At 60.5% G+C, this 20,556-nt stretch carries 14 protein-coding genes; 6 read left to right on the top strand and 8 right to left on the bottom strand.

Annotation, left to right across the window (positions count from 1 at the left end; all coding sequences use genetic code 11):
* Nucleotides 1-103: 103 nt before the first annotated feature.
* The 5 genes from cysC to cysG all read right to left on the bottom strand — a co-directional run bounded on the left by cysC (nt 104) and on the right by cysG (nt 6,565).
* Nucleotides 104-694, bottom strand: a complete 591-nt coding sequence (cysC, locus tag I6L44_RS13020) for an adenylyl-sulfate kinase (protein ID WP_005335698.1) — start codon at nt 692-694, stop codon at nt 104-106.
* A 248-nt stretch (nt 695-942) separates the two neighbouring features.
* Nucleotides 943-2,667, bottom strand: a complete 1,725-nt coding sequence (locus I6L44_RS13025; RefSeq protein ID WP_216952043.1) for an SLC13 family permease — start codon at nt 2,665-2,667, stop codon at nt 943-945.
* A gap of 4 nt (nt 2,668-2,671) precedes the next feature.
* Complete coding sequence (gene cysN, locus I6L44_RS13030; RefSeq protein WP_216952044.1) at nt 2,672-4,099, bottom strand: sulfate adenylyltransferase subunit CysN; 1,428 nt, start codon at nt 4,097-4,099, stop codon at nt 2,672-2,674.
* A gap of 12 nt (nt 4,100-4,111) precedes the next feature.
* Nucleotides 4,112-5,020 (bottom strand): sulfate adenylyltransferase subunit CysD, encoded by a 909-nt coding sequence (gene cysD / locus I6L44_RS13035; RefSeq protein WP_216952045.1) that lies wholly within the window; start codon nt 5,018-5,020, stop codon nt 4,112-4,114.
* Between the two features lie 96 nt (nt 5,021-5,116).
* A complete protein-coding gene (cysG, locus tag I6L44_RS13040) occupies nt 5,117-6,565 on the bottom strand; it encodes a siroheme synthase CysG (protein WP_216952046.1) in 1,449 nt (482 codons plus the stop codon).
* Nucleotides 6,566-6,762: 197 nt separating this feature from the next.
* On the opposite strand from cysG, the gene I6L44_RS13045 reads away from it, so the two are divergent.
* Nucleotides 6,763-7,686 carry an SPFH domain-containing protein gene (locus tag I6L44_RS13045; protein ID WP_159164778.1) on the top strand — a complete coding sequence of 308 codons (924 nt, stop codon included), beginning with the start codon at nt 6,763-6,765 and terminating at the stop codon, nt 7,684-7,686.
* Nucleotides 7,683-8,138 carry an NfeD family protein gene (locus tag I6L44_RS13050; RefSeq protein ID WP_005335704.1) on the top strand — a complete coding sequence of 152 codons (456 nt, stop codon included), beginning with the start codon at nt 7,683-7,685 and terminating at the stop codon, nt 8,136-8,138. The genes I6L44_RS13045 and I6L44_RS13050 overlap by 4 nt, the downstream gene beginning before the upstream one ends.
* Before the next feature lie 69 nt (nt 8,139-8,207).
* Here I6L44_RS13050 and I6L44_RS13055 read toward each other — a convergent pair whose 3' ends face one another.
* Complete coding sequence (locus tag I6L44_RS13055) at nt 8,208-10,313, bottom strand: methyl-accepting chemotaxis protein (RefSeq protein ID WP_216952047.1); 2,106 nt, start codon at nt 10,311-10,313, stop codon at nt 8,208-8,210.
* A 139-nt stretch (nt 10,314-10,452) separates the two neighbouring features.
* Between I6L44_RS13055 and nadA the strand changes: the two genes are divergently transcribed.
* Nucleotides 10,453-11,526, top strand: coding sequence for a quinolinate synthase NadA (gene nadA / locus I6L44_RS13060; protein ID WP_005335706.1), 1,074 nt, complete (start codon nt 10,453-10,455; stop codon nt 11,524-11,526).
* A gap of 70 nt (nt 11,527-11,596) precedes the next feature.
* Here the strand turns inward: nadA and I6L44_RS13065 are convergent, their stop codons facing one another.
* Together I6L44_RS13065 and gap are read right to left on the bottom strand one after the other, a co-directional pair.
* Nucleotides 11,597-12,463, bottom strand: a complete 867-nt coding sequence (locus I6L44_RS13065) for a D-hexose-6-phosphate mutarotase (RefSeq protein WP_216952048.1) — start codon at nt 12,461-12,463, stop codon at nt 11,597-11,599.
* Nucleotides 12,464-12,549: 86 nt separating this feature from the next.
* Nucleotides 12,550-13,545 (bottom strand): type I glyceraldehyde-3-phosphate dehydrogenase, encoded by a 996-nt coding sequence (gap, locus tag I6L44_RS13070; protein WP_005335708.1) that lies wholly within the window; start codon nt 13,543-13,545, stop codon nt 12,550-12,552.
* A 347-nt stretch (nt 13,546-13,892) separates the two neighbouring features.
* On the opposite strand from gap, the gene malQ reads away from it, so the two are divergent.
* The 3 genes from malQ to glgX all read left to right on the top strand — a co-directional run bounded on the left by malQ (nt 13,893) and on the right by glgX (nt 20,498).
* Nucleotides 13,893-16,082: a 4-alpha-glucanotransferase gene (gene malQ / locus I6L44_RS13075; RefSeq protein ID WP_216952049.1), complete on the top strand. Its 2,190-nt coding sequence runs from the start codon at nt 13,893-13,895 to the stop codon at nt 16,080-16,082.
* Between the two features lie 82 nt (nt 16,083-16,164).
* Complete coding sequence (gene glgB, locus I6L44_RS13080; protein ID WP_139478271.1) at nt 16,165-18,342, top strand: 1,4-alpha-glucan branching protein GlgB; 2,178 nt, start codon at nt 16,165-16,167, stop codon at nt 18,340-18,342.
* The gene (gene glgX, locus I6L44_RS13085) at nt 18,342-20,498 is read left to right on the top strand and encodes a glycogen debranching protein GlgX (protein WP_216952050.1); all 2,157 of its coding nucleotides are present in this window, start codon (nt 18,342-18,344) and stop codon (nt 20,496-20,498) included. Before glgB ends, glgX begins: the two co-directional genes overlap by 1 nt.
* Nucleotides 20,499-20,556 lie beyond the last annotated feature (58 nt).

Below are 20,556 nucleotides of genomic sequence, written 5' to 3' on the forward strand. Positions count from 1 at the left end.
TGGTTCAATGCCCACCTCGCCTGTGCTTTGCTTAGAGCCAGGGTAATTACTTGGTTGCCGGAATATAAATCCGGCTCCTGTGTAAGACAGCTCAACTCAACAACTACAGGTAGTTCCCCTGTCGCAGGGCTGTCAGCAACTCATCCACCAGCACCTCTACCGGTTTACCGGCATTGAGCAGATGAATTTCCGGCTGCTCCGGCGCCTCGTAGGCGGAGTCGATACCGGTAAAATTCGTAATTTCCCCCGCTCGCGCTTTTTTATAGAGCCCCTTGGGGTCGCGCTCTTCACAGATGGCGAGCGGCGCATCGACAAAGACTTCGACAAACTCACCTTCACCCAAGAGGCTGCGCACCAGCGCCCGCTCGGCACGAAATGGCGAGATAAAGGCGGTGAGCACGATAAGGCCCGCATCCACCATCAGCTTTGCCACCTCGCCGACCCGGCGGATATTCTCCTGACGGGCCGCATCATCGAAACCGAGATCGCCGCAGAGGCCGTGGCGCACATTGTCCCCATCCAGCAGATAGGTGTGCTTGCCTTGCGCGGCCAGCGCCTGCTCCAGCGCCCCCGCCAGGGTGGATTTGCCCGCCCCCGACAGCCCGGTAAACCAGATCACCAGCGGTTTTTGCCCTTTAAGCTCGGCCCGGCTCTGTTTGTCCACGGCATGCTTGTGCCACACGATATTGCTCATCCAACACTCCTTGATTGGCGCTCACGCCTCAAAACTTAAACTGTCCGGTACCACGGGGAGCCGCCTCGGACTATCCGCCGACAACGTGCTGGTGCCATGGCATTGCTCATCCAACACTCCTTGATTGGCGCTCACGCCTCAAAACTTAAACGGTCCGGCACCACGGGGAGCCGCCTCGGGCTATCCGCCGACAACGTGCTGATGCCATGGCATTGCTCATCCAACACCCCTTGATTGGCGCTCACGCCTTAAAACGGAAACAACAGGGGCACCATCACAATCACCCCGAGGCTATAGGCCAGCGAGACCGGCAGGGCCAGCTTGAGGTAGTCAGGCATCCTGTAGTTGCCCGCGGCATAGACCATCAGGTTGGTCTGGTAGCCATAGGGCAGGATAAAGCTGGAGCTCGCCCCGAACAGCACCGCCAGAATAAACGGCATGGTCGAGACATCCATGCTGAGCGCCAGCTGGTAGCCCATGGGGAAGGCCAGCGCGGCGGCGGCGTTGTTGCTCATCAGCTCGGTCAGCACCAACGTAAACACATAGATACCGATAAAGGCGATGACGGGGCTGGCACCGTTGAACTCCCCCATCAGCCAGTCGGCGATAAGCTTGGCCAGTCCGCTCTTTTCCAGCTGATCGGCGATGGCGAGCGCCCCGCCCACCACCAGCCAGATATCCAGCGGGAAGCGGCGGCGGATCTCGTCCAGGGTCAGAATACGGGTGAGCAGCAGCGCTACCAGCATCAGCAGCAAGCCCTTGAACAGCGGTACCAGATCGAATACCGAGAGCGCCAGCACCCCGAGAAAGCCCAGCACCACGGCGGCGCTGCGCTTGCCATCGAGACGGGTGGAGGCTTCCAGCCCGCTCACCACCACAAACTCCCGTCCCAACGATTTGTTGCGGGCAAACTGGGGGCCGGGGGCCAGCAGCAGGGTATCACCGGCATGCAGCTCAATCTGGCCGAGGCCGCCGGTGAGCTGGGTTTCGCCGCGGCGCACCGCCAGTACCACCGCATCGAAGTGGGTGCGAAATTCGGCATCCTTGATGGTCTGACCCACCAGCCGCGAGCTGTGGCTGACGATCACCTCCACCAGATGCTGGCCGTTGAGGCGGTGCTGGCCGTAAAGATCCAGCCCCTTCATCTCCTGCAACACGCCGACGCTCTCCACGTCGCCGCAAAAGAGCAGCACGTCCCCTTCATGCAGCTCGTGTTCCGGCTGCACCGGGCAGATCACCTGATCGCCGCGAATGATTTCCGCCAGATAGAGGCTTTTCAGGCTGCGCAGGCCGTTCTCCTTGACGCTGCGCCCCGCCAGCGGCGAACCGGCGCCCACCTTGGCCTCGAGAAAGTAGCCGGATTCACGGCTCATCTCGGTATCCTGCTCCGGCAGGTGACGGGCAAACAGCAGCACGGCCACCAGACCGGTCAGCAGGGTGCCAGCCCCCACCATAAAGAAGTCGAACATGCCGAGTGGCGGTGCCCCCATCTTGATGAGGAAGCTGTTGACGATAAGGTTGGTGGAGGTGCCGATCAGGGTCAGCACCCCGCCAAAGGTGGCCGCGAAGCACATGGGCAGCAGCAGCCGCGACGGCGCATGGTTGGGGTTGCGTTTGACCGCTCCCAGCATGGAGGCCACCACGGCGGTGTTGTTGACGAAGGCAGACAGGAAGGCGGTGGAGAACCACACCTTCACCAGCACCTTGTTGAATGACCCCGTGCCCACCAGATTGGCGAACCAGCTCATGATGCGAGTCTTCTCCACCGCCAGCGACACCAGCAGCAACAGCACCAGCGTCAGCAGGGCGCTGTTGGTGTAGCCCGCCACCACGGCGTTGATATCCGCCAGCCCGCTCAGGTAGGTGATGAGCACGGCGCCCGAGAAGAGCAGCGCCGGGCGGAGTTTGCCCTGGATCAGCAGGGCCACGAGAGCAGCCAGCAGACCCAGCACCAGGAATTGTTGCCAGGTCATGGGCTTACTCCTTGCTTGTGTCGTTACCGATGGCAAGGGCTTGCCAGTGGGGGAAGTGCTTGCGTACCAGGGCGTTGAGCTCGATTTCGAACTCGCTGTAGTGCCCTTTTACCGCTTTGGCGGCCAAGCCTTCCACTATCATGCCGGCGCCGACGGTGACGTTGGTCAGCCGGTCGATCAGGATAAAGCTGCCGGTATCGCGGATCTCCTGATACGGGTCGAACGCCACCGGGTCGGTGAGGCTCAGCTCGCACAGGCCGATCTCGTTGAGCTTGAGCTCGCTGGCGGGCAACTCGTCCAGCTTGTTGATCTCGATGCGGTGACGGATGGCCTCCACCTGACCGCGACTCTTCTTGGTGGCCAGTTTGACGTCGTAGACCCGACCCGGTTGCAGGGACTCCTCCCCCATCCAGACGATATGGGCCAGCAGATTCTGGGTCACTTGCGGCCGCTTGGCGGCATCCACCAGCAGGTCGCCCCGGCTGATATCGATCTCGTCGGCGAAGGTAACCGTGATGGCCTGACCCGGCAGGGCGTACTCCAGATCCCCGTCGAAGGTGACGATGCGGGTGACTGTGCTCTCCTTGCCCGACGGCAGCACCGCAAGCCGGTCGCCCACCCGCAGGATGCCGGAGGCGAGCGTGCCCGCAAAGCCGCGAAAATCGAGGTTGGGGCGGTTCACATACTGCACCGGCAGGCGCACCGGATGGCGCTCCAGCTCGCGCTCAACCTCGGCAGACTCCAGCAGAGCAAGCAGGGTTTCGCCCTGATACCAGGCCAGCTTGTCGCTCTGGTTGACCACGTTGTCACCGTCCAGCGCCGAGACCGGCACGATATGGATGGTGTCGACGCTGAGCTTCTTGGCGAACTCGCGGTAATCGGCACTGATGCGCTCGAACACCTCCTGACTGAACTCCACCAGATCCATCTTGTTGACCGCCACCACGAACTGCTTGATGCCGAGCAGGCTGGCGATAAAGCTGTGGCGGCGGGTCTGATCCAGCACGCCTTTGCGGGCGTCGATCAGGATGATGGCCAGATCGCAAGTGGAGGCGCCGGTGGCCATGTTGCGGGTGTACTGCTCATGGCCCGGGGTATCCGAAATGATAAATTTGCGCTTGGCGGTGGAGAAATAGCGGTAGGCTACGTCGATGGTGATGCCCTGCTCACGCTCCGCTTGCAGGCCGTCTACCAGCAGCGCCAGGTCCAGCTTCTCGCCGGTGGTGCCGAGCTTCTGACTGTCGGACTCCAGCGCTTTGAGCTGATCTTCATAAATCTGCTGGGAGTCGTGCAGCAGGCGACCGATAAGGGTGCTCTTGCCGTCATCCACGCTGCCGCAGGTGAGAAAACGCAGCAGACTCTTGTGCTGCTGGGCGTGCAGATAGGCTTCGATGCCCTGTTCGGTGATGGCGGTCTGAATATGGCTGTTCATGCTGACGACTCCTTAGAAATATCCCTGACGCTTCTTCTGCTCCATGGAGCCGGCCTGATCGTGGTCAATCAGCCGCCCTTGCCGCTCGCTCGAGGTGGTGAGCAGCATCTCTTCAATAATTTCCGGCAAGGTGGTGGCATCGGATTCGATGGCCCCGGTCAGCGGGTAGCAGCCGAGGGTGCGGAAACGCACCAGCTCCTGCTTCACCTCATCCTCGGCGGTCAGCGGCATGCGCTCGTCATCCACCATGATCTTGATGCCGTTGCGCTCCACCACCGGACGGTAAGCGGCGAAGTAGAGCGGCACTATGTCGATCTTTTCCAGATAGATGTATTGCCAGATATCCAGCTCAGTCCAGTTGGAGAGCGGGAACACCCGGATACTCTCCCCCTTGTTGACCTGGCTGTTGTAGACCCGCCACAGCTCCGGGCGCTGGTTCTTCGGATCCCAGCGGTGGGACTTGTCACGGAAGGAGTAGACCCGCTCCTTGGCGCGGGACTTCTCTTCATCGCGGCGCGCGCCACCGAAGGCGGCATCGAAGCCGTATTTGTTGAGCGCCTGCTTGAGCCCCTCGGTCTTCATGATGTCGGTGTGCTTGCCGCTGCCGTGCACGAAGGGGTTGATGCCCATGGCGAGGCCGTCCGGGTTCTTGTGGACGATGAGATCCAGCCCGTACTTTTTGGCGGTCTCGTCGCGGAATTTGATCATCTCCTTGAACTTCCAGTCGGTGTCGACGTGGAGCAAGGGGAAGGGGATCTTGCCCGGATAGAAGGCCTTGCGGGCCAGATGCAGCATGACGGAGGAGTCCTTGCCGATGGAGTACATCATCACCGGGTTTTCAAATTCGGCAGCCACCTCGCGGATGATATGGATGCTCTCGGCTTCCAGCTGCTGCAAGTGCGTCAATCTTTCACGGTCCATGTTGGTCCTCGGGTCATTGCTTATGCGCCTGCTCGGGGCGCTGGGTGGTTCAGTTCGCGGCCGCGCTGGCAGCCGCATCAAATATCTCTTTCTCGGTCAGGCCAGCTGCACCAGCTTGAGGTCGCAGCCATCGAGATCCGGGTCAGCGCGCAGCTGCTGGCCGCTCTTTTCCCCGCTTTTTTCTCCAAACCAGGCGAGCCGATCGCGCAGGGCAACCACTTCGCCGATGACGATAAGCGACGGGCTTACCGCCTGTTTGGCCAGCTCCGCCAAGTCGGCCAGCGTGCCGGTCAGCACCCGCTGACGGGATGTGGTGCCGCGCTCGATGATGGCGATGGGGGTGGCTTGGCTTCGGCCGTGATCCGCCAACTGCTGCTGGATATGCTCGGAGCGCATCAGCCCCATGTAGATGACCAGGGTCTGACTGGTGGCGGCGAGCTGCTGCCAGTCGGGCTCTTTGCCCTCTTTCTGGCAATGACCCGTGATAAAGACGGCGCTCTGGGCGTAATCACGGTGGGTGAGCGGAATGCCGGCATAGGCGGTGGCACCGGCAGCGGCCGTGATGCCGGGCACCACAGAGAAGGGGATTCCTTCGTCGGCCAGCACTTCCAGCTCCTCGCCGCCCCGGCCAAACATAAAGGGATCGCCCCCTTTCAGCCGCACCACCCGGTTGCCCGCCTTGGCGTATTCCACCAGCAGGCGATTGGTCTCCTCCTGCGGCACGCTGTGGGCCCCCGCCTTCTTGCCGACCGACACCAGAGTGGCATCGCGGCGCACCAGATCGAGGACCTCAGGCGAGACCAGCTGGTCGTAGAGCACCACTTCAGCCTGTTGAATCTGTTGCAGCGCCTTGAGGGTCAAGAGGCCCGGGTCACCGGGGCCCGCCCCCACCAGCACCACCTCGCCCACTTCGCTTTTCGCCTGGTCGAGGCCATCACTCAGCCACTGCTCGGCTCCTTGCCAATCCTCTTTTTCAATCAGGCTGGCGAGGGTGTTGGAGGCAAAGGCGCGCTCCCAGAAGCGGCGGCGATCGGAAATCGATGAGAGCACCCGCTTGGCCTTGTCACGGACCCGGCCGGAGAGCTCGGTCAGCCCGCCAAGATGGCGCGGCAGCAGGCTCTCCAGCCGCTCGCGCAGCAGGCGCACCAGCACCGGCGCCTTGCCACCGCTGGAGACCGCCACCATCAGCGGCGAGCGATCGATGATCGAGGGGAAGATAAAGCTGGAGCGCTTGGGGTCATCCACCACGTTGACGAACAGACCCAGCTGGTTGGCACTCTGATAAACCAGTGCGTTGACTTCGAGGTTGTCGGTCGCCGCCACCACCAAAATCTGGCCTGCCAGATGGGCCGGGGTGAAGCGCTCCGCCAGATGGGTGAAACGACCGGTGAACTCAGCAAATTCCGGTTCAAGATCCGGGGAGACCAGGGTCAGCCGGGCACCGGCCGCCAGCAGCAGGCGCGCCTTGCGCAGGGCAACCTCGCCCCCGCCTACCAGCAGTACCGGGCGGCCTTCCAACTTGGCAAACATAGGTAAATAATCCATTTCGGCCCATCCCTCGGAACACGACTAATATGGGGCGACTATAGGCAGGGCAGCTTATCCCTCAAAATAATAAAAAATGCTTTTTAATGCGTTTTGGTAATTAGCAAAACCGATCCATGACAAAGGCGTACAAAGTCACTTGTGGTACATGACGCCAGACCATAGGCTAGGGACTGTGTTTCATAAGGAGCTAAATGATGAATGAATCATTGATTGTGCTAGGGATTTTCGTGTTCCTGGTGCTCGCCACCCTGAGCGCGGGCATCAAGATCGTGCCCCAGGGCTACAACTGGACGGTGGAGCGCTTCGGCCGCTACACCCGCACCCTGACACCGGGCCTCAACCTGCTGATCCCCTATGTGGATCGGGTCGGCCACAAGATCATCATGATGGAGCAGGTGCTGGATATCCCGGCACAAGAGGTGATCTCCCGCGATAACGCCAACGTCACCATCGACGCCATCAGCTTTGTGCAGGTGGTGGATGCCCGCAAAGCGGGTTATGAGGTCAACGATCTCACCAGCGCCATCCGCAATCTCACCATGACCAATATGCGGACCGTGCTCGGCGCCATGGAGCTGGACGAGATGCTCTCCCAGCGCGACACCATCAACGAGAAACTGCTGCGCACCATGGATGCCGCCACCGCCCCCTGGGGCATCAAGGTGACCCGCATCGAGATTAAAGATGTGCGCCCACCGCTGGCACTGGTCGAGGCGATGAACGCCCAGATGAAGGCCGAGCGCCAGAAACGGGCCGAGGTACTGGAAGCCGAAGGGGTGCGCCAGTCCAAAATCCTGAAAGCGGAAGGCGAGAAGCAGTCCCAGATCCTCAAAGCCGAAGGTGAGCGTCAGGCCGCCTTCCTCGCCGCAGAAGCGCGGGAGCGGGCTGCCGAGGCGGAAGCCAAGGCGACCCATATGGTCTCTCAAGCCATCGCCGCCGGAGATCTGCAGGCCATCAACTACTTCGTGGCCCAGAAATATACCGAGGCACTGGCCCGCATCGGTGAAGGCCCCAACAGCAAGATCATCATGATGCCGCTGGAAGCGGGCAGCCTGATTGGCTCTGTGGCTGGCATGGCCGAGCTGTTCAACAAAGATGGCAAGGGCAGCAAGTCATGACAGCCCTGTTAGAGGGGCTGACCCACTGGCACTGGCTGGGACTCGGCTTCATTCTGCTGGCCATCGAGGTGCTCGGCTCTGTGGGCTTTTTGCTCTGGACCGGCATCGCTGCGCTGGAAGTGGGGCTACTGCTGCTGATCTGGCCCTTCGGCTGGCAGGCGCAGTTGCTGCTGTTTGCGGTGCAATCCCTGCTCACCACCTGGGCCTGGTGGCGCTGGCAGCACCAGCGCGATAACTCGGGTCAGGATGCCGCCAGCACCATCAACGAGCGGATGCAGAGCTATATGGGCCGCGAGCTGACCCTGCTGGATGACGTCACCCAAGGTACCAGTCGGGTGCATCTGGACGATACAGTCTGGACGGTGCGCTGTGACGAGTCGCTGCCTGCGGGCAGCAAGGTCAGGGTGGTCGGGGCCGACTCCCACATCCTGCTGGTTGAACCCCGCAACTGACGCAACTCTGCCGTCGAGTCATAAAAAAGCCCGCGATCGCTCGCGGGCTTTTGTCTCTCTGGCTGCCACTCAGGTACGCAGCCGATCGAGCTGACTGGCGAGCGCCGTGGCCGCTTGCTCCAGCGCCTCGCTCAGTTGATGGCTGGAGCTGGCCTCCTGCCCGATCACGTTGGCGGTATCGCCGATCCGCATCAAATTCTTGTTGATATCGTCACTGACGGCGCTCTGCTGCTCGGCGGCGGTAGCCACCTGACTGATGTGGTCGTGGATCTGCTGGATCTGGGCCACCACCCGATTGAGCGCCTCGAACGCCTGCTCGGTGCCCTGCACCGTGGTGGTGGAGCGCTCGATGCCGGTATTCATCAGACGTTGACTGCTGCTCACCTCTGTTTGCAGGCTACCAATCAGCTGGCCAATCTCGTCGGTCGATTCACGGGTCTTGTTGGCCAGCGCCCGCACCTCGTCTGCCACCACTGCAAAGCCGCGGCCCATGTCCCCTGCCCGTGCTGCCTCGATGGCGGCGTTGAGGGCCAGCAGATTGGTCTGCTCGGCAATGGCGCGGATCACATCGAGGATCCGGCTGATATTGGTGCTGCGCTGGGCCACCAGCGCCACCGCCTTGTCCGCCTCATGCATATCGCCGACCAGAGTATGGATCTCGTTGCGGGCATTGCTGAGGGTCTGCTGGGCGGTATTGATGTGGTGGGTCGCCGCTTCCGACTCCTGCGCCGCCTGCTCGGCATAACCCGCCACGCTGACTGCCGTGGTGCTCATCTGATGCATGGCGCTTACCACGCTCTCCAGCTCCAGATTCTGCTCGTCCAGACTGTTGCGCATGGTGTCGGCGGTATGTTTCATCTCCCGCGCCTGCTGGTAGACCTGCTGGCCAATCCCCTTGCTCATTTGCACCATGCCCCGCAGCTTGCCGAGGAAGGCATTGAGCTGAGAACCCAGATCGATCAGCTCCTGATGGGTGTCGATCTCCATCTGCTGGGTCAGGTCACCCTCGTTGCTGGAGAGATGACCCACATGGCGGCTGATAAGAGAAAGTGGCGCAGTAATGGTCTGGATAAACCAGACCAGCAGCCCCAGCACCAGCAGGGTGATACCGCCCATGGCGATGATCTGCTGCCGCTGGCCATCCACCAGCAGGGCGCCCAGTTCATTGCTGATGGCGTGCGCCTTGCCGAGCGCCAGCGCCTTGGGCACCTTGATCATCAACCACCACTGGGTATTGGCTGCTTCAACCCGAATGGGCTGATGAAGAATGAAGTCACTGTCGCTGCTGACCGGCCGACCGTCAGGCAGGGTCAGGCCCACCTCCTTGAGTGGACGGCCCAGCTTGTCGGCATAGCGGTTGCTGCCCACAATCAGCCCCATCTTGCTGACCAGGGTCACATCCGCCTTGTTGTCATAGAGGCTCTTGCCAAGGTTTTCAGCCAGTTGCTGGAAGATGGGCAGGTTCATATCCACCCCGGCCAGCCCGACAAACTTGCCGTCACGCAGCACGGGCACCGTGAGACTGGTCATCAGCATCTTGTTTCCCGGACTGATTTCGTAAAGGTAAGGCTCCATCAGGCAGGGCTGACGGGTATCGCGACCACAGAGATACCACTCGCTGTTGCGAATGCCGAACTCGTTGAGGGAGGTATCAAACTTGGCCTCGCTGGCGGCGGCGTCCACCGCTTGCTGGGCGATGGCCCCTCCCTGATCCTTGGTGAAATAGACCTCCAGACTCCCCTTGCCCGCCACCGAGTGGCTGGCTCCGCCCAGCCAGTTGGCATCCTCGCCATCGTAGCCGTTCGGTTCAAACTGGGCATAGATGGAGCTGATCCCGCTCGCCTGCTGCAGGCTGCTGCCGAGCAACGACTCCACTTGAGGCCGCGACAAGCGCTGTTCCGGTTTGGCCATGGCTGCTTCAATCTGGGCGGTCACGGTCAGGGGGATCTGATAGGAGTTCTGCATCAGCGAAGCAATCTGGATGGCATAGCGCTCTGCCTGATACTGCAGACTGCGGGAGACCTCCTCTTCCAGTGCATCGCTGGTCTGGGTCATCACCATATTGCGAAGGGAACTGAAAGAAGCCGATTGCAACAGGGTCATGGCCAGCCCGGTCAACAGAAACAGCCCCATGGTCAGAGACAACAACTTGAACTTGAGGGAACGTTGCTTCATACGACAACTCCTTATGGCAATATGACAACGAATAAGTTGAGTATATTCGTCCACTTGCAGCACACCGGATTTGTGATGGGTTTGTCACCGGCTTCTGGTTATAATTTTGGCCTTCCCGAGCGTTGATGGAACAGTCGCAATGAGCAATGCACTGAGCAGTGTCCCGCCGGTAGTCGCGATGGACTACCCCTTTCCGGCCAAACCTCTTCCCCTGAGTGCCGAGCAGAGAACGACCTTGACCACAGAAATCAAGGCGCTACTCAAGGAGCGCAAAGCGGTACTGGTCGCCCACTACTACACGGATCCCGAGATCCAGGCGCTAGCCGAAGCCACCGGCGGTTTCGTCGGTGACTCGCTGGAGATGGCCCGCTTTGGCCGCGATCACGAGGCGCAGACCCTGATCGTCGCCGGGGTGCGCTTCATGGGGGAGACCTCCAAGATCCTGAGCCCCCACAAACGGGTGCTGATGCCGACTCTGGAGGCCGAATGCTCCCTCGATCTGGGCTGCCCCATCGAGCAGTTCTCCGCCTTCTGCGATGCCAATCCCGACCATACAGTGGTGGTCTACGCCAATACCTCGGCCGCCGTCAAAGCGCGGGCTGACTGGGTGGTGACCTCCAGCATTGCGCTGGAGATCGTCGAACACCTCGACAGTCTGGGTCACAAGATCATCTGGGGCCCGGATCGCCATCTGGGCGCCTATATCGAGAAGAAGACCGGGGCGCAGATGCTGCGCTGGCAGGGCCACTGCATCGTCCACGACGAGTTCAAGGCCCGTGCCCTGCGCGAGCTGAAAGAGCAGAATCCGGACGCCGCCGTGCTGGTTCATCCGGAATCCCCCGCCTCGGTGATCGAGCTGGCCGATGCGGTGGGCTCCACCAGCCAGCTGATCAAGGCGGCCAAAGAGCTGCCCCAGCAGAAGCTGATCGTGGCGACCGATCGGGGCATCTTCTACAAGATGCAGCAGGCCTGTCCGGAGAAAGAGATGGTGGAAGCACCGACCGGTGGCGATGGCGCCACCTGCCGCAGCTGCGCCCACTGCCCCTGGATGGCGATGAACGGTCTGGTGGCGATCAAGGAAGCGCTCACCGACGGTGCCGAGCGCCACGAGATCCATGTCGACGAAGATCTGCGGGTCAAAGCCTTGATCCCCCTCGATCGGATGCTCAATTTCGCCGCCGAACTCAAGCTCAAGACTCAGGGCAATGCCTGATTGCCGCCGTCATGAGATGCAAAGAGGGCTCCCGCGGGAGCCCTCTTTATTTATCTGAACCTAATCCAACTCAGATGATTACGGTGGAGAGGCTGTGCTCTTCATCCGGCGCAACGGTCACACCCGCCTCGCCAGCGATGGCAGCCTCGACACAGAGCATGGTGCGATAGCCATCGTCGCTCATGTCGGCCATGGCGGTAGCCCCTTCCAGCCAGGGGGTCCAGACCACCACGCTGTCGTGGTTGCCACTGACCACCCGGGTCTCGCGCTCACCATCCTGCACTCTCACCAGCGCCTCTGGCTGCCAGTAGACCCGATCCAGCGGCCCGCTCAGGGTCAATGTACCCTGCTGCTTGGCATCCTGTCCGGTCAGCTTGTCGGCATAGGGCTCGCCCAGACCGCTCACGCTCACCGCCTCCGGTGCGCTGATCTGCAAATAGGTGTGCAGCGCACCGCTATAAGTCAGCGGCTGGCTACCGGTGTTGCGAGTGGTCAGCACCAGCGAGAGCTCTTTGCCAACCAGCACATCCAGCTCCAGCTCGAAGGCTTGATCCCACAGGGCACGGGTCGCATCGCTGTCGTGCAGGGAGAGATGAACAAGCGTGCCGTCGGCGTGATCGGAGACCCCGTCCAGCATCCAGAGGGTGGTGCGGGCAAAACCGTGGGAGGGCTTGCCGCTACCAACGCGGGCGGGCGCAGGGCCAAACCAGGGCCAGCAGATCGGGATACCACCGCGAACAGGCTTGCTGCCATCCAGCACCGCCTTGTCACTCAGCCAGATGGAGGCCGGCTCGCCATGACGCTGATAGCTCAGCACATGGGCGCCAAACAGGCTGATTTCTGCCTTGGCATAGTCGTTGTTGATGGTGAGAACCGGCAGACCGGCGGCATTGTTGGCAAGCTTGCAATTGGCTGTCAGGGGACGAATGGATTGCATGTGGACTCCTGTCATCAGGGGAAACCGAAAAACAAAAAGGCGGCCAATGGCCGCCTTTTTCAAGCTACGCGATTGCGCATCCCAAATTACTTGGAGATGTGAGCGATCAGGTCCAGAACTTTGCTGGAGTAGCCCATTTCGTTGTCGTACCAGGATACAACTTTAACGAATTTGTCGTTCAGCTGGATACCAGCCTTGGCGTCGAATACGGAGGTCTGACGCTCACCCAGGAAGTCGGTAGATACAACTTCGTCTTCGGTGTAGCCCAGAACGCCTTTCATAGCGCCTTCGGAAGCAGCTTTCATCGCTTCGCAGATTTCTGCGTAGGTGGCAGCTTTCTTCAGGTTAACGGTCAGGTCAACAACAGACACGTCCGGAGTCGGAACACGGAAAGCCATACCGGTCAGCAGGCCTTTCAGTTCCGGGATAACTACGCCAACAGCCTTGGCTGCACCGGTAGAGGACGGGATGATGTTCTGAGCCGCACCGCGGCCACCGCGCCAGTCTTTGGCAGACGGACCATCAACGGTCTTCTGGGTAGCAGTGGTAGCGTGAACGGTGGTCATCAGGCCAGACTCGATACCGAAGGTATCGTTCAGAACCTTGGCGATCGGTGCCAGGCAGTTGGTGGTGCAGGAAGCGTTGGAAACGATGTCCTGGCCAGCGTAGGTAGAGTCGTTAACACCCATTACGAACATCGGGGTAGCGTCTTTGGACGGGCCAGTCAGAACAACTTTCTTGGCACCAGCAGCGATGTGCTTACGAGCAGTCTCGTCGGTCAGGAACAGACCGGTAGCTTCAGCAACAACGTCAACACCGATTTCGCCCCACTTCAGGTTGGCCGGGTCACGCTCAGCGGTAACACGTACGGTTTTGCCGTTTACAACCAGGTTGCCGTCTTTAACTTCAACGGTACCGTTGAAACGACCGTGAGTTGAATCGTACTTCAGCATGTAAGCCATGTAGTCAACATCGATCAGGTCGTTGATACCAACAACTTCGATGTCTGCACGCTCGCAAGCCAGACGGAATACGAAACGACCGATGCGGCCAAAACCGTTAATACCTACTTTGATAGTCATATTTAGTTACCTAACTGTTCAGTAGTCAAAGAAAATTCCGCTTGTAAATTTACTAGAACTCTCCGGTGAGTCAACCAACATTCTGTCTGAAATTGCGCTATATCATGAAAAACTGTGAAATTAATTTTCTGTTTATGTAACTGATTACCACGTTTTGACGAAAAAAGTGCCAGATCGTGGCATCGCGCAGATATCAACAATAGTGCCTACTCGGTCACACAACCATTCACAGAGATATGTAAAAATGTGCGCGGTTTAGCATGGCCAAAGAGCCACTGTTCAAGTACCACCCCATAAAAATCAAACAAAATAGTATAGATAGAATCCACAGCGGGAATTCTCAAACTATGACCACCCTGATTGAACAGCTGGCTGCCGCAAAAGGTATCGCCAGCGAGTATGTCGATGCCTGGGGCCACCCGGCCCAGGTATCAGAAGAGAGCAAGGCCGCCATGCTGGGCGCCATGGGCTACCGCGTCGATGACGAGGCCGCACTGGTGCAGCAGCTGGAAGAGGAGCATCGCCAGCACTGGCTGCGGGCGCTGGATCCTGTGATGGTGGTTCGCACCGGCGACGCCGTTACCCTTGAGGTTCGCCTCCCCATCGAATTCGTCAACGACGCCCTCACCTGGCAGCTCCAGCAGGAGCAGGGTGCAGTGCTGTCCGGTCAATTCACCCCCATCGAGGGTGAGCTGGTCGGCGTGGCCGAATTTGAAGAGATGGAGTGCCAGGCCTATCGCGTCACGCTGGATATGGCCCCGGAGCTGGGTTATCACCAGCTGGTGTTGCTGGAAGAGGGCAATGACGAGCCGCTGGCCACCATGCGCCTCATCGTTGCCCCCAAGGCCTGCTACAAGCAGGCGCCGATTGCCGATGGCCGCAAGGTATGGGGTCCGAGCGTGCAGCTTTACTGCCTGCGCAGCCGCCATAACTGGGGTATCGGTGACTTCAGCGATCTGGGCCAGCTGGTTGAGAAAGCCGCCGCCTGGGGTGCCCACTTCGTCGGCCTCAACCCTATCCACGCCCTCTATCCGGCCAATCCGGAGAGCGCCAGTCCCTACAGCCCCTCTTCCCGTCGCTGGCTCAACGTAGCCTATATCAATGTGGAAGCGGTGCCCGAATTCCAGCAGAACGATCGCCTGAAAGCGGAAGTGGCAAGTCCTGCCTTCCAGCAGCATCTGGCCGATCTGCGCGCCAAAGAGAACGTCGATTACACCGGCGTCATCGAGACCAAGATCGGCATGCTGCGTCAGGTGTTCGACGATGCCACCCTGAGCGCCGAACGTCAGGCCGCCTTCGATGCCTTCGTCGCCGCCGGTGGCGACAGCCTGCAGCAGCAGGCTGCATTTGATGCCCTGCAGGCCCACTTCTATGCCAAAGGCGAAAATGCCTGGGGCTGGCCGGTATGGCCGCAGGAGCTGCGCGATTACCACAACCCTGCCGTTGCCGCCTGGATGGCCGAGCACCCGCAAGATGTAAACTTCTATCTCTATCTGCAGTTCCTGGCTGATGAGCAATTGGCGCAAGCCGATGCCCGTGCCAAAGCTGCCGGCATGGTGATGGGTATCTACCGGGATCTGGCGGTGGGCGTCTCCGAAGGCTCCACCGAGATCTGGGCCAACCAGGATCTCTACTGCCCGAAAGCCTCGGTCGGTGCGCCGCCCGATATCCTCGGCCCGCTTGGTCAGAACTGGGGCCTGCCCCCGATGAACCCGAACAAGCTGTTTGAAGCGGCCTATCAGCCGATGGTGGACTTGTTCCGTGCCAACATGCGCTCCTGCGGCGCACTGCGCATCGACCACGTGATGGCCTTGCTGCGCCTGTGGTGGGTACCGCCCGGAGCGTCTGCCGCCAAGGGCGCCTACATCTACTATCCGGTCAACGATCTGCTGGGTATTCTGGCACTCGAATCCCACCGCAATCAGTGCCTACTGATCGGCGAGGATCTGGGCACCGTGCCGGAGGGGATCGACGTGACCCTGAAAGAGAACGGCGTTCACTCCTACAAGGTGTTCTTCTTCGAACGCTCCAAGGAAGATGGTGGCTTTATCTCCCCGGCGCACTACACCGAGCAGGCGATGTCGGCCCTGACCACCCACGACATGCCGACCCTCAAAGGCTTCTGGCACTGCGATGACTTGGCGCTCGGCCGTCAACTGGGTCTGTATCCGGATGAAGATGTATTGAAGACTCTGTATGCTGATCGTCACCAGGCCAAACAGCGGATCCTCGACAGCCTGCATGCCCACAAGGTCATCTCTGACAACATCAGTCATGACGTCAACTGGGTCGGCATGAACACCGAACTCAACCACGGTCTGCAGATCCACATGTCCCGCGGCAGCTGCGCCCTGTTCAGTACCCAGCTGGAAGACTGGCTGGAGATGGACAAGCCGGTCAACGTACCGGGCACCAGTTACGAATACCCCAACTGGCGCCGCAAGCTTTCCGCTGATCTGGAAGATATTTTTGCCAATGAGGCACTCAAGGCACTGGCTGGCAAGATGAGCCAAGCCCGTGATGAGGCCAGTCGTTGAGACGCTGTCTCCCACAGCGCTCTCACCTAAATCCACTCCGGCTTCGGCCGGAGTGGATGCTCTGTCATGAAAGGAAATCTCGATGCTCGTTGAACGTTTGGTTGCTGCCCGCTGTTCCGATCCCTTCTCTCACTTAGGCCTGCAGGCCAATCCGGATGGGCCCGGCCTCAAACTGACCGCCTGGTTGCCTGATGCCCTCGAAGTCCGCGTCAAGGATCTCAAGTCGGGCAAAGTCGTTGCCACCCTGGCGCCCACCGATGAATCGGGTCTTTTTGAAACTGTTTTCACCCGCCGCAAAAACTCCTTCCCCTATCAGCTGATCGCCAGCTACCAAGATGCCACCACCGAGGTCATCGACCCCTATCAGTTTCAGGATGCCGCCTGGGCAGGCCTGGCCGAACTGACCGCCCAGCCGGAAAACCTCTACCACACCCTTGGCGCCCAGCTGCGCACCGTGGAGCATCTTGGCCAGCAGGTGGAAGGGGTGCGTTTTGCGGTCTATGCGCCGAGCGCCACCGCCGTGAGCCTCATCGGCGATTTCAACTTCTGGGATGGCCGCCGCCACCCGATGCAGCGCAGCCTCTGCGGTCACTGGGTGCTGTTTGTGCCGGGCCTCAAGGCCGGGGATCGCTACAAGTTTGAGCTCAAAGACCCCATGGGCAACCGGCTGCCCCACAAGAGCGATCCGGTCGGCTTTTACTGCGAGCAGTATCCGTCGTTCGCCTCCGTGGTCTATGACCACGCCCAGTACCAGTGGCAGGATGCCGAGTGGATTGCCAGCCAGCACAACGACAAACGCGAGCAGCCGCTCTCCATCTATGAGCTGCACGTCGGCTCCTGGAAACGCCACCCCAACGGCGACAGCCTGAGCTGGCGTGAACTGGCAGTGGAGCTGGTCGCCTACGTCAAGGAGATGGAGTACACCCACATCGAGCTGCTGCCTGTCTCCGAGCACCCCTTCAGCGGCTCCTGGGGCTACCAGCCGGTGGGCATGTTCTCCCCCACCAGCCGCTACGGCACCGCTGATGATTTCAAATACTTCGTCGATCAGTGCCACCAGGCCGGCATCGGCATCATTCTGGACTGGGTGCCCGCCCACTTCCCGTCCGATGCCCACGGACTGGCCCGTTTCGACGGCACCCCGCTCTACGAATATGAAGATCCGCGCCGTGGCTGGCACCCGGACTGGAACTCCTACATCTACGACTTCGGCCGCGACACAGTGCGCCAGTTCCTGGTGGCGAGCGCCCTGTTCTGGCTCGACAAGTTCCACATCGACGGACTGCGGGTGGATGCGGTCGCCTCCATGCTCTATCTGGATTACTCCCGCAACGCCGGTGAATGGGTACCGAACGTCGATGGCGGCAACCACAACTACGAGGCGATCAGCCTGCTCAAGTGGACCAACGAGGAGGTCTACGGCAAGTATCCCCACGCCATGACCATCGCCGAAGAGTCCACCGCCTTTGCCGGTGTCTCCCGCCCCACCTTCCTCGGCGGCCTCGGATTTGGCTTCAAGTGGAATATGGGCTGGATGCACGACACCCTTACCTATATGCAGAAAGAGCCGATCCACCGCCGCTACCACCACAACGACATGACCTTCTCCATGGTTTACCACTATGACGAGAACTTCATCCTGTCGCTCTCCCACGACGAGGTGGTGCACGGCAAGCACTCCATGCTCTACAAGATGCCGGGCGACGAGTGGCAGCAAGCAGCCAACCTGCGGGCCTACATGGGTTTCATGTACGCCCACCCGGGCAAGAAGCTCAACTTCATGGGCACCGAAATCGCTCAGAGCAACGAGTGGAACCACGACGCCCAACTGCCGTGGCATCTGCTGCAATATCCCAAGCATGCCGGTCAACAGCGACTGATCCACGATCTCAACCACCTCTACCGTCATGAGCCTGCCTTGTATCAGGCCGATTATGAGCAGACCGGCTTCCGCTGGCTGGATCATAACGATGCCGACAACAGCATCTTTGCCTGGCTGCGGGCGGACAAAGAGGGCAAGCAGGCTATTGTGGTGGCTTGCAACTTCACCCCGGTGCCCCGTATCGAATATCGGATCGGCGTCCCTGCGGCGGGCCACTATCGGGTGGTGCTCAACACCGACAGCGAGTATTACTGGGGCAGTAACTATGATGTAGGTCTGGTGTTCGCTGCCGAGCCGACCCCCTGGCAGGGGATGGCACACAGCATAGTGCTGGATCTGCCGCCGCTGGCGACCTTGTTTATCAAACAGGAGTCTTGATGCTTGTAATGGAAAAAGGGGTGGGCCACCCGCTGGGGGCCCGCCTTGACGAGAACGGTTGCCACTTCTGCGTCTGGGCCCCCCAGTCGGACAAGGTGGAGATCTGCCTGTACGACGAGCAGGAGCATGAGCTGATGCGGCTGGAGTTGCCCGGCCGCCGTGGCCAGTATCGCTTTGGCTACGTGCGCGGCGTAAAGGCCGGTCAGCGCTACGGCTATCGGGTCTATGGCACCCCGCAGGAGGGGATGCTGTTCGATCCGCAAAAACTGCTGATTGACCCCTACGCCAAGGCGCTCAGTCGTCCCACCTACTGGGATGAAGCCCTCTATCAGGGTGATAGTGCCGGGATGATTGCCAAGTCGGTGGTAGTGGATGACAGTTTTGACTGGCAAGGGGTTGGCAAACCCGGGATCAGTCCGGCCCGCACCATTATCTACGAGACCCACGTCAAGGGCTTTACCAAGCAGCACCCGGGGATCCCCAAAGCGCTGCAGGGCACCTATCTTGGCATCTGTCACCCGCTGGTTATCGAGCACATGAAGAGCCTCGGTATCACCTCGGTGCAACTGATGCCGGTGGCCGCCTTCATGTCGGAACCGCGACTGGAGCAGTTGGGACTGACCAACTACTGGGGCTACAACCCCATTGCCTTCTTCGCCCCGGAGCCACGCTACAGCACCAGGGCCGACGAGGCGGTGACCGAGTTCAAGACCATGGTGCGCGAGCTGCACCGGGCCGGGCTCGAGGTGATCCTGGATGTGGTCTACAACCACACTGCCGCCTCTGGCTTCGATGGCCCTACCCTCTCGTTCAAGGGCTTTGACAACGCCGGTTACTACGCCTTCGAAGCGGGCCCCCACGGCCCGGACTACACCCGTCACGCCAACGTGACCGGTTGTGGCAACAGCGTCAATCTGGATCACCCCAACACCCTGCGACTGGTGCTCGATGCTTTGCGCTACTGGGTCACCGAGATGCAGGTGGATGGCTTCCGTTTCGATCTGGCGGTGACGCTGGCGCGGGAAGCGGGAGAGTTCGAGCCCATGGGCGCCTTCTTCAAAGCCGTGATGGCCGACCCTGTGCTGTCACAGGTCAAGCTCATCGCCGAACCCTGGGATATCGGCCCCTTCGGCTACCGGCTGGGTCAATTCCCGAGCCAGTGGCAGGAGATCAACGACCGCTACCGCGACACGGTGCGCGCCTTCTGGCGCGGTGATGCGGGCAAGATGGGGGACTTCGCCACCCGGCTGGTGGGTTCGCGGGATATCTTCCCGAAAAACTGGCGCTCCCCCCACACCAGCGTCAACTACCTCTGCTATCACGACGGTTTCACCCTGGAGGATCTGGTCTCCTACAACCAGCGCCACAATCAGGCCAACGGTGAAGACAATCGGGACGGCCACGGCAACAACCTCTCCTATAACCATGGGGTAGAGGGGCCGACCCTGGATCCGCGGGTCAACAGCCTGCGCCAGCAGCAGAAGCGCAATCTGATTGCCACTCTGCTGCTCTCCCAAGGTACTCCCCACTTCCTCGCCGGGGACGAGATGGGACGCAGCCAGCTTGGCAACAACAACGCCTACTGTCAGGACAACCAGATCAGCTGGGTCAACTGGCAGTGGCGACCGGAGGATGAGCGGCTGTTCGCCTTCACCCAGCAGATGATGGCGCTGCGGGCGGAGTCCTGCGTCTTCTCCAACCTGCAACTGAGCGACGACAGCTGGAATGGCACCCCGTCCAGCTGCCATCAGGTCAACTGGTATCACCCGGACGGCCACCAGCTCACCGATCAGGATTGGCACGCCCCCATGGGGCAGGCGTTCGCCATGGATATCGGCATGATCAACTGTGTCGGCGAGCGCTGGTACGTGCTGTTCAACGCCAGCGATTACGACATCCAGTTCCGCCTGCCGCCGCCGGGGGAAGGGCTGGAGTGGATCCAGACTATCGACACCGCCACCAACGATGGCCTCCCCTTCCTGCCGGATGACATCAAACGGCAGGTGGCGGTCGGCCGGGCCCACTCCCTCAAACTGCTGGAGCGGGTGGCGCTGGCCAGCACGGCGGAGGATGCCCAGCCACCGCAGCAGGAAATTCTCCCTGCATCCGGTGAGGAGATGGTTGCCACCTCGATCACAGATACAGGCAAAGCATAAGAGGCATGCTGGAGTCAGCTTTACGGAGCCGCTATGCTGGGCTCCGGTATGGATGGCA

It is taken from the genome of Aeromonas sp. FDAARGOS 1414 (assembly GCF_019047065.1).
GTDB classification, from domain to species: Bacteria; Pseudomonadota; Gammaproteobacteria; order Enterobacterales; family Aeromonadaceae; genus Aeromonas; species Aeromonas veronii_A.